The 16,569-nt window shown below is 56.4% G+C and carries 16 protein-coding genes and 2 tRNA genes; 7 read left to right on the forward strand and 11 right to left on the reverse strand.

Features of this window, described 5'->3' with window-relative positions:
• Positions 1–41 precede the first annotated feature (41 nt).
• From ttrA to ttrB, 3 genes are read right to left on the reverse strand one after another with little or no spacing between them, the layout of a single operon-like run.
• The gene (gene ttrA, locus HMPREF3138_RS16590; RefSeq protein WP_038876328.1) at positions 42–3,113 is read right to left on the reverse strand and encodes a tetrathionate reductase subunit TtrA; all 3,072 of its coding nucleotides are present in this window, start codon (positions 3,111–3,113) and stop codon (positions 42–44) included.
• Entirely contained in the window at positions 3,106–4,131 is a 1,026-nt protein-coding gene (gene ttrC, locus HMPREF3138_RS16595; protein WP_038876330.1) for a tetrathionate reductase subunit TtrC, read from the reverse strand. The genes ttrA and ttrC overlap by 8 nt, the downstream gene beginning before the upstream one ends.
• Complete coding sequence (ttrB, locus tag HMPREF3138_RS16600) at positions 4,128–4,865, reverse strand: tetrathionate reductase subunit TtrB (RefSeq protein ID WP_038876332.1); 738 nt, start codon at positions 4,863–4,865, stop codon at positions 4,128–4,130. Before ttrB ends, ttrC begins: the two co-directional genes overlap by 4 nt.
• A 229-nt stretch (positions 4,866–5,094) precedes the next feature.
• Between ttrB and ttrS the strand changes: the two genes are divergently transcribed.
• From ttrS to HMPREF3138_RS16620, 4 genes are all read left to right on the forward strand, one after another.
• Positions 5,095–6,816 carry a tetrathionate respiration histidine kinase TtrS gene (gene ttrS, locus HMPREF3138_RS16605; RefSeq protein WP_223294915.1) on the forward strand — a complete coding sequence of 574 codons (1,722 nt, stop codon included), beginning with the start codon at positions 5,095–5,097 and terminating at the stop codon, positions 6,814–6,816.
• The gene (ttrR, locus tag HMPREF3138_RS16610; protein ID WP_038876334.1) at positions 6,788–7,387 is read left to right on the forward strand and encodes a tetrathionate respiration response regulator TtrR; all 600 of its coding nucleotides are present in this window, start codon (positions 6,788–6,790) and stop codon (positions 7,385–7,387) included. The genes ttrS and ttrR overlap by 29 nt, the downstream gene beginning before the upstream one ends.
• Positions 7,388–7,726: 339 nt before the next feature.
• Positions 7,727–8,389, forward strand: a complete 663-nt coding sequence (locus HMPREF3138_RS16615) for a VUT family protein (RefSeq protein ID WP_038876336.1) — start codon at positions 7,727–7,729, stop codon at positions 8,387–8,389.
• A 17-nt stretch (positions 8,390–8,406) separates the two neighbouring features.
• Positions 8,407–9,138 (forward strand): metallophosphoesterase, encoded by a 732-nt coding sequence (locus HMPREF3138_RS16620; protein ID WP_038876338.1) that lies wholly within the window; start codon positions 8,407–8,409, stop codon positions 9,136–9,138.
• Here HMPREF3138_RS16620 and HMPREF3138_RS16625 read toward each other — a convergent pair.
• Positions 9,131–9,619, reverse strand: coding sequence for an ATP synthase subunit B family protein (locus tag HMPREF3138_RS16625; RefSeq protein ID WP_038876340.1), 489 nt, complete (start codon positions 9,617–9,619; stop codon positions 9,131–9,133). The two genes, HMPREF3138_RS16620 and HMPREF3138_RS16625, sit on opposite strands and share 8 nt — an antisense overlap.
• Entirely contained in the window at positions 9,620–10,273 is a 654-nt protein-coding gene (locus HMPREF3138_RS16630) for a helix-turn-helix domain-containing protein (protein WP_038876342.1), read from the reverse strand.
• An 865-nt stretch (positions 10,274–11,138) separates the two neighbouring features.
• Between HMPREF3138_RS16630 and HMPREF3138_RS16635 the strand changes: the two genes are divergently transcribed.
• Together HMPREF3138_RS16635 and HMPREF3138_RS16640 are read left to right on the forward strand one after the other, a co-directional pair.
• Positions 11,139–11,384, forward strand: coding sequence for a DinI family protein (locus tag HMPREF3138_RS16635; protein WP_038876344.1), 246 nt, complete (start codon positions 11,139–11,141; stop codon positions 11,382–11,384).
• Positions 11,385–11,753: 369 nt separating this feature from the next.
• On the forward strand, positions 11,754–12,902 hold the full coding sequence (locus tag HMPREF3138_RS16640; protein WP_038876347.1) for an acyltransferase family protein: 1,149 nt from the start codon (positions 11,754–11,756) through the stop codon (positions 12,900–12,902).
• 133 nt (positions 12,903–13,035) lie between these two features.
• On the opposite strand, the gene HMPREF3138_RS16645 is transcribed toward HMPREF3138_RS16640, so the two are convergent.
• From HMPREF3138_RS16645 to HMPREF3138_RS16660, 4 genes are all read right to left on the reverse strand, one after another.
• Positions 13,036–13,111 (reverse strand) — tRNA-Thr (locus HMPREF3138_RS16645).
• Positions 13,112–13,117: 6 nt separating this feature from the next.
• Positions 13,118–13,205: transfer RNA gene (locus tag HMPREF3138_RS16650), tRNA-Ser, on the reverse strand.
• A 157-nt stretch (positions 13,206–13,362) separates the two neighbouring features.
• Positions 13,363–13,692 carry an osmotically-inducible lipoprotein OsmE gene (gene osmE / locus HMPREF3138_RS16655; protein WP_025303630.1) on the reverse strand — a complete coding sequence of 110 codons (330 nt, stop codon included), beginning with the start codon at positions 13,690–13,692 and terminating at the stop codon, positions 13,363–13,365.
• Between the two features lie 127 nt (positions 13,693–13,819).
• On the reverse strand, positions 13,820–14,287 hold the full coding sequence (locus HMPREF3138_RS16660) for a nuclear transport factor 2 family protein (protein ID WP_025303631.1): 468 nt from the start codon (positions 14,285–14,287) through the stop codon (positions 13,820–13,822).
• A 107-nt stretch (positions 14,288–14,394) separates the two neighbouring features.
• Here HMPREF3138_RS16660 and HMPREF3138_RS16665 point away from each other — a divergent pair, with 107 nt between their 5' ends.
• Positions 14,395–14,973, forward strand: a complete 579-nt coding sequence (locus tag HMPREF3138_RS16665) for a TetR/AcrR family transcriptional regulator (RefSeq protein ID WP_038876352.1) — start codon at positions 14,395–14,397, stop codon at positions 14,971–14,973.
• On the opposite strand, the gene HMPREF3138_RS16670 is transcribed toward HMPREF3138_RS16665, so the two are convergent.
• Positions 14,967–15,383 carry a VOC family protein gene (locus HMPREF3138_RS16670; RefSeq protein WP_038876353.1) on the reverse strand — a complete coding sequence of 139 codons (417 nt, stop codon included), beginning with the start codon at positions 15,381–15,383 and terminating at the stop codon, positions 14,967–14,969. The two genes, HMPREF3138_RS16665 and HMPREF3138_RS16670, sit on opposite strands and share 7 nt — an antisense overlap.
• A 149-nt stretch (positions 15,384–15,532) precedes the next feature.
• The coding region (gene ompC, locus HMPREF3138_RS16675) for a porin OmpC (protein WP_070559187.1) at positions 15,533–16,569 on the reverse strand (1,037 nt) is incomplete at its 5' end.

Genomic DNA, 16,569 nt, shown 5'->3' on the forward strand with positions numbered 1-16,569 from the left:
ATGAAAACCTGCTGTTACAGCAGGTTTTTTTCGTCTGCCGTTTACGCGGAAAGTTTGACGATCGCCGCTGGAATGCCCTGGCGCACCGCCGCACCGGTTACCCAATCCAGCCAGGTGTTCGGCACTTCGCGCGTCGGATCGGCAAAGCCCAAATCGTTAAGGTTGATGCCGGCGGCGATGCGCTCATCCATCGCCAGCGGTTCGCCGTCCAGATAGTGCCGGCTGGCCCCCATCTCCCGGTGGCCGTAGCCGTGTTCCACCGCGATCACACCGGGCATCACCCCCGCCAACAAACTGATCTGCGCCTCCCGGCTGCCGCCCGGTGTACTGATGCTCACCCAGTCACCGTGTTGAATGCCGAAACGCACCCCGTCCGCCGGGTTCAGGGCCACCAGGTTCACCGGCTTCACGTCGTGCAGGCGCCGGATCACCGCGGTGGAGCTGCTCATCACATTGGATTTGAAGGACATCAGCCGCAGCGGCCACTGCCGCTCAGGGTAGAGCTCTTCCACCGCGCGGCCGTCCGACAAACGCGCCGGGTAACAGGTGGGACAGCCGCTGAAACGCTCGCCGGTGATCGCATGGCGATGCTTCGCCACTTCCGCATTCCAGATCTGCAGCGGCTTCTCCCAACGATTGCCCACGCTACCGTCGCGGCGGCCGCTGTCATGATCGGCGAAGCGGCCGCCGCGGCTGTAGATAAACGCCACGCGGTCGATTTCATCGGCGCGCAGCGTCTGCGCAAGCTGCGGCAACAAGCGATCGACGCCGCACAGCGCCAGCTCTTCCGCCCTCGCGGCCGGCACCGCCGCCTTGCCGGCAAACGCCACGTTGGCGGCGGCGCGCAGATAGTAATCCTCGGCGCGGTTGAGCGGCAGCAGCCCGCCCTGGCCGTCGCCGATCGCGCGATCGCCGAACCCCGGCAGCGCCAGGCGTTTGGCGACGGCGATGCAAAACGCCTCCATGGAAATCGGCTGCCCTTGCGCCGTTTTCGCGGTCGCCGGCGTCACTATCGGCCAGCGCGCGGTAGTGGCCTTGCTGGCGACGCCGCCCCAAGGGGCACTGAATCCCCAGCTCTCAAAGTTATGGGTATCCGGGATGATATAGTCGGCCAGCGCCGTCGTTTCGTTGATAAACGCATCGATGGCGATAAACAGCGGCAAACGCGCCGGATCTTTCAATCCTTCCTCCGCCACGCCGCGCAACCCGGCGATACCGTACAAGGGGTTGGTCATGTTCGAGATCCAGGCCTTCAGCCCGTACGGATACCCCGCCAGCGCCGACGTCAGCAGCTCGGTCAACTGCCCGGCGACGAACGGATACCAGGGCGCCCTGGCCGGCCAGGGTGAAACGCCCGCCGCCACTTTTTCGCGGTATTCGTCGGAGGTTTCATAGGCGGCCTTGCTGCGCGCGATATTCAGCCCTTTCGGTTTTACCAGGCCGGGAAAATCGACCAGGTTATAGCGCGGCCCCTCGGCGAAGCCGTTGAATTTACCGCCGCCGACGAACACTCCACCCTCCAGGCTAAGGTTACCGACCAACACATTGAGCATCATCACCGACCAGGTATTGTAAAACCCGTTTGCCGCCATCATCCCGCCATGGGCGACCACCGCCGCCTTGCGCCCATGGGCGGTAAAGACCTCGGCCAGCGCCGCGATGCGTGCCATCGGCACGCCGCATTCCCGGCTGTACGCCTCCGGCGACAGTTTATCGGCGGCCTCTTTCAGACACTGGAAACCACTTTTCACCGCCACCTGCGCGCCGTCGTGCAGCGTCACCGTGCGGGTTACCCACAGCTCGGCGCGGTCGCACGCCTCGGCCGGCACCAGTTCCCCCGCGCCGTTGACGACCACCGGCGACGCTGACTCGGCGCCGTTCAGATGGGCCAGCGTCAGATGCTGCCCCGCCAGCGGGTGCTCGCTCTCGGCGATCACCAGATGCGTGGCGTTGGTCCAGCTCTTCTCGCCGGCACGCTGCATGGCGGCCTCCGACGGGATGGCGAGATAGCCGGCCTGATAACGCCGGTTGTCGAGGATCCAACGGATCATCGCCATCGCCAGCGCCGAGTCGGTGCCCGGCAGCACCGGGATCCAATGGCCATGATCGTCCTCCAGCGTGGTGGTCAGCGGCAGCGCCGGCGCCACTACCGCGTAGCGGAACTCGCTGCGTAATCTGGCGCTGGCCAGCTGCCGGGCCTGGCGCTTGAACGGGTTGCCGGACTGCGCCGGCGAGGTGCCCATAAACAGCGCGAATTCGACCTGTTCCCAGTCCGGTTTCACGTGCGGGTTCTTGTCCAGATCGTTCATCAATGCACCGGAGCCGGCACGGTAGGCCAGCCCACAGTAAGCGCCGTGCGCGCTGAAGTTTTTGCTGCCGAAACTGTTCTGGGCGAAGCGCCGCAGGAAGCTGTCGCGCCCGTCGTCACCGGCATTGGTCACCAGCAGCTGGTTGGCTTTCGGCCCCAGCCCCGCGCGCCGAACGTCGATCGGTGTTTCCAGATCGCGGATCGCTCGTAGACCGTCCACATGCCCCTCGCCGAACAGATCGCCCCCCTCCACCACTTCAGCGATAAGCTGCTCAAAGCTGATGCGCTGCCACTTGCCCTCGCCGCGCTTGCCGACGCGCTTCATCGGCTCCAGCACGCGCAGCGGGCTGTAAAGCCCCTCCAGCAGCGTGGCGCCGCGCGCGCAGGCGGTGGAACGGGCGTCGAGGCCGCTTTCGCCGCCCAGCTGCGCCAACGCGTCCTGCAGCGGCAACGCCGAATCGACGTGCCGTTCCTGAGACAGCGGATGATAAGGGTTGCCGGCAATGCGCAATACCCGATCGGTCTGCCTGTCCACCCGTACCCGCACGCCGCATTGCGTCCAGCAGCCGAAACACTGGGTCATCGAGATGGCCTGCTGCGGATTGCCTTGCCATTCCGGCACTGCCCGCCCTTCGGGCTGCAGCGAGTTGCCGTTGATGCGATCCAACGTCACCCGCCCTGAGGTGCCATGAATCAAGCCGTCGATCGCCCGTTTGGCGACCTCACGATAGCTCAGGCCAAAAGCGGACAGCCCGCCGAAGGCCAGGCCCACTTTCAACCACTGACGCCGGGTGAGTTTAGCCATGTTGTTTTCTCCGCAATAAAAACGCCTGTGCTTCACGCACCATGATCATTAACGCCAGCCACAGCCCGAAAGTGCCGACGATCGCCAGCAAACCGTCGGTACCAAGCGGCAGGCTATAGGGGGAATAAGACGCGTTGTATTTCGGCACGGTTTGCACTTCGATCAACAGCGTCCAGCGCATCAGCCAGCTCAGCCCCAGTGCACCGGCCACCAGCAGCGGCGCGCCGCCGCGCGGCAAACGTCGATAGGCAGCCCAGGTGGCGCACGCCAGCGCCAGCCCCCACAGTGCGATCCATCCCGCGGCATACTGGCGCGCCGTCGCCTGCGTCTGCAGCCAGTGGCGTACCGCCGCGCCGGATAGCGTATCGCCGCACACCCACAGCAGGATCGCCCCGCCGAGCAGCAACAGCGTCAGCAGTGTCCCGCGCGCCAGCAGCGCCTGCAGGCCGGGCCGTTTGCGCATCGCCAACAGCAACAGGGCCAAGACCGCCTGCAGCGCGCTGAGGAACATCACGATCGGAAATCCGTAGCTGAACCAGATGGGGCGGGCGCGCACGACGGAAACCTCACGCCCGGTGTACAACAGCAGGCCGATAGCCACCAGCGCGCAGGCGGGCGCGATCCCACGCAGCAGCGCAACCGGTCTGCCCGTCAGCCGCGTAAATTCGATCGCGAGAAACCACAGGCCAAGCAGCAAGGTAAACAGCGGCAAGAACAGCGCGCCCCACGGCATCCACGACCAGGGCGTCGGGTAAGCGTAGAAATGCCAAAAGCGGGCGGTTTGATGCAGATCGGCGGTTAACGCCAGCGGCGCGGTGATGGCGCACGTCAGCCCGATAAACAGCGCCATGCGCTCCAGATGCGCGGCGTTATCTCCACCGCGCCAGCGCCACACGCAGGCCAGCAACGCGGCGCAGGCGGCGATGCCGATAAAGAAGAAATATTGCACGGCCCACGGCAGCCAGCTCACCGCCTGCGGTTGGCTCAGTACTTCTGCGATCATCAGTTGGCGGCTCATCGTTCCTCCCCCCATAAGGCGACCTGCGCCCGCCCCGGCAGCGGCGTGACGAAGGCGTCATCCAACCCCAGATAAAAGACGTGGGGCGCGGTTTGGTTCTCCGGCTTGAGGACTTTGATCTCGGCCTCATGGCGCCGCAGCAGCTTGCTCAGCCTGCTGTGCGGATCGCGCATATCGCCGATGATCCGCGCCCCGCCCACGCACGACTCCACGCACGCCGGCAGCAATCCCGCTTCCAGCCGGTGCACGCAGAAGGTGCATTTGTCCGCCGTTTGGGTGGCGTGATTGATAAAACGGGCATCGTACGGACAGGCCTGCACGCAATAGGCGCACCCCACGCAGCGTTTGTTGTCGACCACCACGATCCCGTCCTCGCGCTGGAAGGTGGCCTGGACCGGGCATACCGGCACGCAGGGCGGGTTGTCGCAGTGGTTGCACAGCCTGGGCAGCAGCACGTTGGTCGCTACTTCTTCCCCTTCGAGGCTGACCTGGTACTGGTTTACCGTGGTGCGAAACTCCCCGTGCGGCGTCTGGTTTTCAATGGCGCAGCTCACGGTACAGGCCTGGCACCCGATACAGCGCCGCAGGTCGATCAGCATCGCATAGCGTCGGCGAACATCCCCCTCGCGCCGCGTCGGCGCCCACGTTAACCCGGCTTCCGCCATGGGGATCAGCGAAGCCCCCGCCGTCAACACGCCCAGCCGCTGCAAAAACTGCCGTTTACCGAAATCCATGCGCCTCTCCCACACCCTGGGCATCACCCCGATCACGCTATTGATGCCCGTTAGATGAATAAACAATGTCGATGATTTACAGTGTAAAAATGGCATTGGGCTCAGCTCTATTGTGGTTAACCACATACCGAACCTAACGTTGATCTAAAACAAGTGACGGCAGGCAGATTGCCCATCAGGAGGGGCCGTGAGGGTCGTGTTATTACTGCTGCTCAGTCTCGGCTGGGGGATGGCGGCACAGGCGGGCGAGTGGTCGGTCGGCGTGCTGGCGATGCGCGGCGATGCGGCGACCGCGCGTGACTGGCAGCCGCTGATCGACAGGCTCAACGGCAGCGTCGGCGGTGAACACTTCCGCCTGCGGCCGCTCGATCTGGCGCAGATGCGCGAGGCGGTCAATCGGGGCAGCGTGCAGTTCGTGGTCACCAATCCGGCGCAGTTTGTGCAGCTGAACAGCCACTATCATCTGCGCTGGCTGGCGTCGTTGCGCGCCGCCAACGGCGACCGGGCAACGGGCAACATCATCGGCAGCGTGATTCTGGTGCGGCGCGACAGCGGCATTACGACGCCGCAGGCGCTGATGGGCAAAACGGTGGGCGCCATCGATCCGCAGGCCTTCGGCGGCTATCTGACCGGTTATAAGGCGCTCAGCGACGCCGGCATACGGCCCGAGCGCGATTTTCACCTGCGCTTTACCGGTTTCCCTGCCGACGCCCTGCTCTATCTGTTGCGCGAACGCGCCATTCAGGCCGCCATCGTCCCGGTCTGCCTGCTGGAGAAAATGGATCAGGAAGGCCTGATCAATCCGGCGGATTTTCGCCCGCTGTTGCAACAGGCCGCGTCGGTTCCCTGCGTTACCAGCACGCCACTTTACCCCAACTGGTCGTTCGCCGCCCTGCCCGGCCTGGATAACTCACTGGTGGATGCGGTGGCAAGGGCCTTGCTGACCGCACCGCCGCAGTCGCCCTTCCTGTGGGGCGCACCGGCCTCGACCAGCGAGGTGGAAGCGCTGCTGCGCGCCGTCAATCAACACCCGGAACAGCGGCGGCTGTGGCTGGATATCAAGAGCTGGCTGATCCAGCATCAGACGGCCGTCGGCCTGTCGCTGGCGGTGCTGGCGCTGTTGATCGTCAACCATATCTGGATCGCGCTGCTGGTACGCCGGCGCGGGCGACAGCTGCTCCATGCCGGAGAGCAACTGCGGCGACAGGAGCAGGCACTGGAGAACGCCAGGCAGCTGAACGTGCTGGGGGAAATGGCCTCCGGCTTCGCACACGAGCTCAATCAACCGCTGGCGGCTATTCGCCACTATGCGCAAGGATGCCTGATCCAACTGCGCAAAACGGACGCCGGGCATCCGTTGCTGGGGCCGCTGGAAAATATCGACCGACAGGCGCAGCGCGGCGGCGAGACGATTCATAACCTGCGCCAGTGGGCACAGCCCACCGCAGAGGCGATAGACCAAACGCGCTGGCAGCCCGCTGCGGTAAGCGAAACCGCCGAGCGGGTGTGGGCGCTGCTGCGCCTGACGCAGCGCTACCCCGACCTGACGTTGTTCAACAACGTGGCGCCTTCGCTGACGCTAACCCTGCCGCCGGCGCTGCTGGAACAACTGCTGGCGAACCTGCTGCTGAATGCGGCGCAGGCCGGGGCCAATGCCGTCTGGCTTTCCGCTGCCCAGAGCGAACGGACGATCGAGTTGCATCTGCAGGACAACGCGGGCGGCATGACAACGCCCGGGCTGGAACAGGCTTTTCGCCCCTTCAACACCACCAAAGCCGGCGGCATGGGGCTGGGGTTAGCCATTTGCCGGCGCCTGGCCCGCTATGGCGGCGGCGAAATCCGCCTGGCTAACCGCCCCGCCCCCGACAGCCGCAATGGGCTGTGCGTAACGCTGCATTTCATATTGACCCATGAGGAAAACCATGTCGCTAATTCATCTGGTGGACGATGACGTCGCCGTCACCGACGCCTGCCATTTTTTGCTGACCAGCCTCGGCCACGACGTGCAGTGCTGGAATGACAGCACCGACTTTTTGGCGCAGGCCGACCTGTTTCAGACCGGGCTCGTCTTGCTGGACATGAGGATGCCGAAACTCGATGGGCACCAGGCCTATGCTGAGCTGCGCCGCCTCGGCAGCACGCTGGCGGTGGTGTTCCTGTCCGGCCATGGCGACGTGCCGATGGCGGTGGAGCAGATGAAGTCCGGCGCGGTGGACTTCCTGCAAAAACCGATCGCCGCTGAACCGCTGATCGCCGCCCTCGAACGCGCGCACCGGGTTTCGGCCGCAGCCTGGCAACGCCATGAAACCCTCGGCCGTTACCGCACGCTCACGCCGAAAGAACGCGACATCGCACAGCTGGTAGGGCGAGGCATGATGAATCGGGAAATGGCGGAGCGGCTGAATATCGCCCTGCGCACCGTGGAGGTTCACCGGGCGAAAGTGATGGAGAAAATGCAGGCCGCCAGCCTGGCGGAATTGGTGATTCAGCTGCAGACTCTGCCGCCCACGCCCCGGGAGTGAACGCATCAAGCCCTCATCAAGTTAACGTCCCGTATTCCTCTTCCCATGATTGACACAGCGCGATCCAGGCAATATATTCATTAGAAACATTAATGGATTACGGTAAAGTCATCTTTTCTCAATCAACAGGCCATCAGCATTCTTCGCAAAACCCAGCGTAGCGCTTTCGCCTTCAGGAACCCGTGAGGGAAAGGAGAGGCGTTGCCTTGAATAAAGAGAAACGATGGCCATGCGACATGGCTCGAGCATCATTGCGCCACTATCTGGCCGCTTGGTTGATGTTTTAAATAAGTATGGATTATGAATAACAGAAGAACACGGACTAAATAAGGAATAAAAATGCAAGGAAATCTCAAGCTCTATGGCCTTTTTGTTGGCCTGACGGTGACCATTATGATCACCTGCGACACGTTGGTTTATAAGGTCTTTGATATCTATGGTTTTAAAATAACGGCCAGCGGCATTGTATTCTCCCTGTGTTTCTTGATCTCCACATTGCTTACTGAGGTTTACGGCTATAAATTGTCGGTCAGAGCAATATGGATCATGGTCTTCTGTCAAAGCCTATATGTCATAATACTTAATCTCTCAGCCGCTATTCAGCCAGAAAACAACGATATCGCCACACACTATTATTCTTTGTACCACGAATTCTGGCGAGTCATGATCGGCACCTGGGTGTCCGTTCCGGTCGCTTATTTCGTCAATGGCTTCATTATTTCAAAGATGAAGATTATCTTCTCCGGCAAATACTTCTTTATCCGATATATTGTGGGCTCCATGTCTACACAGGCCGCCCTGTTGCTGACAGCCTATCCGATCAGTCTTTCAGGAAAATATACCTTCATGGAGTTGGTTAACATCATAAGTACAACCTGGTCTTATAAAGTTGTCGTCTCCATTGTCTTACTGCCGCTCGCCATCGCCTTAGTCGAGTGGGTGAAGAAGATAGAAAACACCGATCACTATGATTGGGGCACCTCATACAATCCATTTAAGTAATATCAACAGGGTCTCGCATGAAAGTAATTCAGATTAGCGACATACATATTATGCCTAATGAAAGCGCGCTGGCTTCGAAGCATCTTGCTAATTTCGACAGGGCCATTGACTTCATTAACGCCAATGCCGATAAAATCAATGCCGATTTAATCATTGTGACGGGTGACATCTCTCATGATGGCGATATCCCCTCTTATGAGCGCTTCTTTAAGATAATGAACCGCACTTCCTTACCTTTCTATTTTTTCCCAGGCAACCACGACAACAAAAAGAACCTGGACGATGTAGCCCGTAAACAGGGCGGCAGCTATGATATAAACTCGTTTGAAGATGACGAATGGCGCCTGCTCAGCATCGACTCGGTGGTTGATAACGAAGATTTCGGCAGGATCTCGACGCAATCGCTCGACATGCTTGAAAAAGCCATCGTCGCAAGTGGCAATAAAAAGGTCGCCGTCTTCTTGCATCATCACCCTATTCCTGTAGGCACCCCGATTGTTGATAGCTGTATGTTAAACAATGCTGAGGAGCTTTTGAGCCTCTGCCAACGATTGAACGTTAAGTTTATCGGCTCAGGCCATGCGCATACGTTATTCCAAAGAAAGCTGGGGGAAACCTTAATCTCTGTTTCCCCGGCAATTTGTTCGCAATGGAAAAACGGCACAAGCGATGTCAGCAGCATAGACAACTCGGCTTTCAGCGTAATTACGTTCGATGAGCATATTCACGTCGAACCCTGGTTTATTTAATCAACGTCAGTATTGTTTTTTTAGACTTGTCGCTTTTCTTTGCATTTTTCAAAGAGGCAGAGAGTGCTCTGCCTTCTTTTACCCCGGCATAAAAGGCTATTTTCGTCGCATCCAAGGACTCGGTTTTGTCGACAAGATCGCGATCCTTTAGGAAATCCGCCCCCGATATTGATATCGAGTCAACGTCGTTTTTCAACGTCCACATACAGTTTCTTTTTTCTTCATGAATCGACAGTTTGGCCGAGGCGATTTTTATTTTAGACTCGGTCTCGGCGATAAAAGCGATGTCTTTCGGGTTAACGTGCCTGAGAAAATCGCCCTCGATGAGTTGCCCCCAGTTTTTTTTCACGAAAGTATGGGTGCCAAACTCTTTGAAAAGCCAATATCCATCCGCCGTTCGGATCACGCTGCGATCTAACGTATAGAGGTAACTGGGAGAGTATATTTTTCTTAGCCTTCTCATTATGTTAAATAAACCCATTTATTTCAGCCTCTTTATCGTTTTCACCAGAACACCGACGATCGCATAATCGCTATAGGACTTCACGCTGCTATCTGAATCTAATGAGATATTTGTAAACAACAAGTCGTCGTCAGAAACAAAAACTCGCCTTAAGCATATTGGGTAATTTTTCAGCTTAACAAGGACGATGTCACCATCACAAAATGGCTCCTTGAGGGAGATCACACAATACGTTCCACGGTCTAATTCAGGCGACAGTGAATTATTCGTTATCTCTGCCACAAACAGCGAATCGTCCGTCATGTCATCGACTTCCGTCGTATAGGTATCTGCCGTTCTGACCCTGTTGGCCAGAAAACGCTCTACATCGCTGTAGCTAATGAGCGGCAGCGATCTCACATTGTGTTTGGCCTCCCCTGTGACGCTTAAATCCTTGTCAGTCAGCTCCCCTACTTTTACGCTGAAAAATTCACCAATGGACGCAAGCGTGGCGATCGTGGGATTCCCCACCCCTTTCCTCAGATTATTGATGGTGGCAATACCTATCCCTGTTTCGCTGCTCAACCGACTGGCGTCAATCCCGTGCATGCGCATGAGGTAAGTGAGGTTTTCGCCTATCATTTTCAATGACATACCATTTTCTTCTGATATTTTAATGTTGTTTGGTTGCATTATAATGTTTTAAACCTATACTTTAGCTTCGTTAAAGTGAATTAAAAACATTAAACCACTTACAAGGTGGCCATGACAATGATCCTGAGCGAGCGACGGACGAAAAACACAGAAAAATTATTGTAATAAAATGATCTTATTGCAAATCATCTTTCTTGATGAACGTGACTGGTTTTTATTGAAATGATTCAGTTTACTTATAAAAAGCTATCTAAGCAGGCTAACTCATATCCCGTTCATCAAGCTTAAGAGGCGATTTACAACGCCCGGGATATCTTCATCGCATTCACGCCATAGCTGCCGCGGGAGAAACCTAAAATACTGATCATTAACCTCGCAGCAATTTAGTGCAAGAAAGCCCACCTGGAGAGCAAACCGCATCCCGGTTTAATTTTAAACGAAATGAGATGAGTGCCTTATTCAGCGCTCATAGAGCGACTACTGCCCAACACTCGGGATTTTTTCTCCGTCAGAACGCGAAGACGCTGCGTCAGCGCCCGTAGCGCCGAGTTCCGGCGCATACCTGCGTTGAGCAACATTATGCCAAGAACGGCGACCAGAAAGGTGGCGCCGGGCCTCCAACACCAGGGAGCCCCGGCCCGACGCCACCGCCTTACGTACTGATTTTTAAGGAAGAAAAATGCAGACTGCGGGAATGATCACGCCCTTTGAAGATTCACGCGCGAAGTGAGCAGGGAAAATGCAGGCCACTGGCCAGACGTAAGAAAGTGATGCAGTGGGCAGGCTTGGCCGCCCGCTGCGCAAGCAAGAATGAACGCCTCATGCAAAATTGCGCCTCCCTCTTGCCAACCCGCCTTCCTCAGGCCAGAATACTGTACATTAAATCAGTATTTACAGGTGAGTCATGTTTGTAGAATTAGTGTACGACAAGCGCAACGTCGCTGGGCTACCCAACGCCGCCGAGATCATTCGCAACGAGCTGGAAAAACGCGTGCATGCGCTGTTTCCTGAAGCCGAAGTGCGCGTAAAACCGATGCAGGCCAACGGCCTGAACTCCGACGCCAGCAAAAGCGATCGTGAGAAGCTGAACCGAATGTTGGAAGAGATGTTCGAAGAAGCGGATCAGTGGCTGGTCACGGATATTTGCTAAGCAGCCTCAACGTAGCCCCCGACGAGTAGCCAAGCCTGAACCTAGCATCAGTAGGCTGTTTTATACGAACAAGACAGCATACTTATCTATCGACTACAGTATCTTGCTCTCCTTCTGAGAAATGAAGACTTTCAAAAATCACGGGGCTTACGGCTGGGTACGCAGTTCTCATATATATATGCCACTCGCCGACTATCGCTCGCATAAGTGAATAGTTTCAAGGCCCACGGCAGCGGAAAATTCCAGACTCTATGCGACTTACATTCAGAATTTACCAACTAACCCCATAACACATCCCATGCTATACTATCTAAAACCTCATCAACCCATTGGAATCATTAATGAAAATTTATTTATAGGCTTTTCCTTATGCAACCTGCTAAAAAGTGGTCACAGGAACTTGAAGGATTACGCGGTTTGGCATCTCTTTGGGTTGTTTTGGGTCATATCTGCATTTTAACCCGCTTCCAGATCCCAATCCTTTCTGATCCAGCAATCGGTGTAGATCTTTTCATTCTGCTTTCGGGTTACCTGATGGCCAAAAATCATGTTGAACGTAAAGAACAAGAACCTTGGAACGACTCATCGACATTTAAAAAGTTTTGGGCCCGGCGATTCTTTCGCATCGCGCCGCTTTATTATGTCTTACTGGTTCTGGCTATCGCATTCGGTAGCTATTTTGGTGAAGCCAGAGACATCATTGGCCACTTCTACAGCGAAACGCAAACCAACAGCTCACGCTATAGCGACCATTCATTTATGAACGTATTCACACACGTCACCTTTATGTTTGGCTTCCTGCCTAATTATTCATTTAATACGGTGCTACCCGACTGGAGCATCGGTTTGGAAATGCAGTTCTATTTACTTTTTCCATTCATCATGTTGACAGTCTTGAAACTGGGATTTGCCCGTGCATGCCTCGCGGTTGTCTTGCTGTGCGGACTCACCAAATTTTTAGTACCGGACTACTTTGCTGCATTCCCCATGCCCTCCATGATCCTCATAAAGCTGAACTTATTTATTGGGGGCATGCTGATGGCTGAATCAATCCGCAGTAAGAGTGTTCGCTATGTCGTTTTTGCTTTATTAACCGTACTGGGTAGTGCGTATCTGCCAAACGAATTGAATAAATACCATTTGCTCGCTCAAATAGGTCTTATCTTAATGATGGTCACGATGCTTTGGGCCAGGAGTAAAGAGAGCAAGTGGTCGCGCGTGCTGCGCTTGCCGCGCTGGTGCCTGACAAACCGTTTCAGCGTATTTCTGGGAGATGTCTCATACTCAGTCTATTTGCTCCACCTATTGATAGTCCTACCGGTCGTTGCCTATTTGCTCTCAAACACATCATTTGCTGAACTTTCGTCAGTGATGCGATTCATTGTTGCATCAGGAATCATTCTCCCGCTCACCTATGGTATCGCAACGTTGCTGTACCACTTTATTGAGAAACCAGGTATCAAACTCGGCAAAATGCTTATTAACCGCAACCAAACGAAAGCTGTCGCGCTACGGTAATTGCCTATCGACACTCAATCTGATGGCTGCTTATCGGTTAACTTCAGCGCCACCTGAGAAACTCCTTCTCGTGGCGCTTCCAGTAAAAAATCCATAACAAAAAGCCCCAGCATCTCTGCTGGGGCCTCTGTCATGGTGCCGGCTACCGGAATCGAACTGGTGACCTACTGATTACAAGTCAGTTGCTCTACCTACTGAGCTAAGCCGGCTGAATTTGGCGGAAGGACAGAGATTCGAACTCTGGGAGCTGTTACACTCGACGGTTTTCAAGACCGTTGCCTTAAACCACTCGGCCATCCTTCCAATGGGCGCTGATATTAGCGATACCGTTATGAAATGTCTATCGTTTTCATGCAAAAAAATGGCACAACCGGTGCGGTTGCCTAAACTTCAGGCCTTAAACGCTTAAAAAATGAAAAGCCCCGCGCAAGCGAGGCTCTTTGGGTCGGCCGAAACGCGATTATTTCGGCTGAGAATCGTAGTCTGAACAGGTTTGATAGCCCTTGTTCATGACATGGCCCGTGTCGTTGTAGCTGACAAAGTACGTTTGCACTTTGCCGTCGCGCGGCGCCACCGCATAGGTGTCGCAAGTGCCCTGCGCATGAACCAGCGTGGCGGTGGTCGACGGCGGACCCGCGATAGCCCGCACCTGTTGCTTGGTCATCCCTACTTTGACATCGCTGACCACCGGCTCATTGACATAGCTGGCTGCACGATCATAGGTGGTACAGCCGGCAAGAATGGAAAATACCGCCGCAGTGCCGACGGCCAAAACCAACTTCTTCGTCATAGCTTGTCCTCTTGGAGTGCGTTTGTTGTCCCCTAAGTCTAGAAGTGGAAAGGCTTTTCTACAAATTCCCCTTTGTCGATCGGTGCGCTTTTTCTCACTAGCGGCCATCGCGGGCGCGACGTCAGATTCAAAAACCGAAATCGCTCAGGGCCGGGACATCGTCCGGGCGCCGGCCGAGCGGCCAATGAAAACGCCGATCCTGTTCGCGGATCGGCATGTCGTTGATGCAAGCATGGCGGTTGATCATCAGCCCCTCCTGATTGAACTCCCAGTTTTCGTTGCCGAAGCTGCGATACCAGTTGCCGGAATCGTCGCGCCATTCATAGGCGAAACGCACCGCGATGCGCGCGCCATCAAACGCCCACAGTTCCTTAATTAGCCGATACTCCAACTCTTTCGCCCATTTGCGTTGTAAAAAACCGACCACCGCTGCGCGGCCGTCGACAAACTCCGCGCGGTTACGCCAATGAGTATCGAGGGAATATACCTGCGATACGCGTTCGGGATCGCGACTGTTCCAGGCATCCTCCGCCAGCCGCACCTTCTCGATGGCGGATTCGCGGGTAAAAGGCGGCAATGGGGGTTTAATGCTCATGTTCATCTCCTGAGTGAAGGCATGTAGACAACTCTGTCTACAATATTACGCTAGCGCATGTAGACAGAGTTGTCTACAATCAGTCGGAAATAGCCCAGGAGAAAATGATGACCGCCGATCTCAACGCCTTGCCCGCCCGCCAGCGCATCCTGCTGACGGCGCACGATCTGTTTTATCAGGAGGGGATCCGCGCCACCGGCATCGATCGCATCATCAAGGAATCTGGCGTAACCAAGGTGACGTTTTACCGCCATTTTCCCAGCAAGAACGACTTGATTACGGCGTTTTTGGCCTATCGCCACCAGCAGTGGCTAGCTTGGTTCAGCACAGCGTTGGCCAGGCATGTGGCGCAAACCGGCGGGTTGCTGGCGGCGCTGGCGCCCTGCCTGGCGGAATGGTTCGACGATCCGCGCTTTCGTGGCTGCGCGTTTATCAATACGGCGGTGGAACTTGCCGACCTGCTGCCGGAAAGCCTGCACATCGCCAGCCAGCATAAGCGACAAATGGCGGACGAGCTGGCACGTCACCTGCCCGCCGGCCCACAGCGGGAACAGCACTCAGCGATGTTGGCAATGCTGATCGACGGCGCCATCGTCAGAGTGCAGATAGAGCGGCTACCACAGGCCGCGCTGCAGGTGCTGAATGCCACGTTGGACATGTTGGCGCAAGGCGGGTTCGATCAGTAATTGGCCCAAATGCCCGGCGTCACCAACTCCAGCAGATGAGCGTCGGGATCGCGAAAATAAATGCTCTCTCCGCCGTGTTCCCAGCGCATCCGCCCCTCTATCTCCACGCCGTTGGCCATCAGATGCCGTTCCCAATGCGGCAGTTGGTCTTTCGCTACCGCCAGCCCGATATGCGCCGGCCCCACGCCATCGTGCGCGGGAATAAACCCGGTCGGATAGTGCGCCCCGCGCAGCGAATCGCCCTCAATAAACAGCAACAATACGCTTCGATCGCCGACGTTATAGGCGCGAAACCGTTCGTTGGTGACCATCGCCGGCAGTTGCAGCACCTCTCGATAAAAAGCGTCCGCGCGTTCAATATCGCTGACGTACAGCACCGTTTCGATCACCTTGTCGATCTTGAGTTCCATATCACCTCCGCTCTGTTTGCTGTTCTGACAGCGTAGGCCCAGCGGGGGAGATCCGAAGCGCTTCCCGTGCCGACAACGGATCAATCCGTGCTTTACAGGCAAAAAAAACGCGGCCCGAAGGCCGCGCGATGACGTTCACACTGAGGTGCTTAGAACTGGTAAACCAGGCCCACGGCCACCACGTTGTCGGTGTTGATACCGGCAGCTTGGGTGAAGTCGTTGTTATCCAGCAGGTTGATTTTGTAGTCAACATAGGTGGACATGTTTTTGTTGAAGAAGTAGGTCGCACCCAGGTCGACGAATTTGACCAGATCTTCATCACCGTAGTCCTTGCCGTTACCGGCGCGGCCCAGATCCTTACCTTTGGTTTGGTTATAACCCACGAACGGACGCAGACCGAAGTCGAACTGGTAGTGCGCGTAGGCTTCGAAGCTCTGCGCCTTGTTGGCGTAACCGAAAGCATCGCTGGTAGAGCTACCGAAGCGCGCCGCGTTGTAGGACTGGGTGAACATCACGGCCAGGTAGGTGTCGTTGGCGTCATATTTCAGGCCACCGGAGTAACCTTCCGCCTTGTCGCCGCGGCCCATGATGTTTTGATAGCCGCCACCGCCGTTCTGCTCGCTGGTACGACGAGAGTTGAAGAAGGCACCGGCGGCACTGATGCCGTAACCCATGTCATAGCTCATCGACATGCCGTAGCCTTCACCGTTTTGGCCCAGGACATCACGGCCGTTGTTGGTCTCTTCAGCGCTGCCGTTCTTACCCTGATACTGCAGGGCGAAGTTCAGGCCGTCAACCAAACCGAAGAAGCCGTTGTTACGGTAGGTTGCCAGGCCGCTGGAGCGCTGGAACATGAACTGGTCAGCGCCGTAGGTCGAGCCGTCGAACTCAGGCTGCAAGTCGGTGTAAGCCGCGACGTCGTACAGCACGCCGGTGTTACGACCATAGTCGAAGGAACCGTAGTCGCCGAATTTCAGACCGGCGAAGCCGTAACGGGTGAAGTTCTTGTTGTCCTGGTTTTCAGCATGGTTCAGGTTGGCCTGATATTCCCACTGGCCGTAACCGGTCAGCTGATCGCTGATTTGCGTTTCGCCACGCAGGCCAAAACGCATATAAGACTGATCGCCGTCCGCGCCATCATTGCTGGAGAAATAGGCTTTGTTGAATAAATCAGATTTCGGGTAAG

Origin of the sequence: Serratia sp. HMSC15F11 (assembly GCF_001808215.1) — a bacterium.
GTDB lineage: Bacteria > Pseudomonadota > Gammaproteobacteria > Enterobacterales > Enterobacteriaceae > Serratia > Serratia nevei.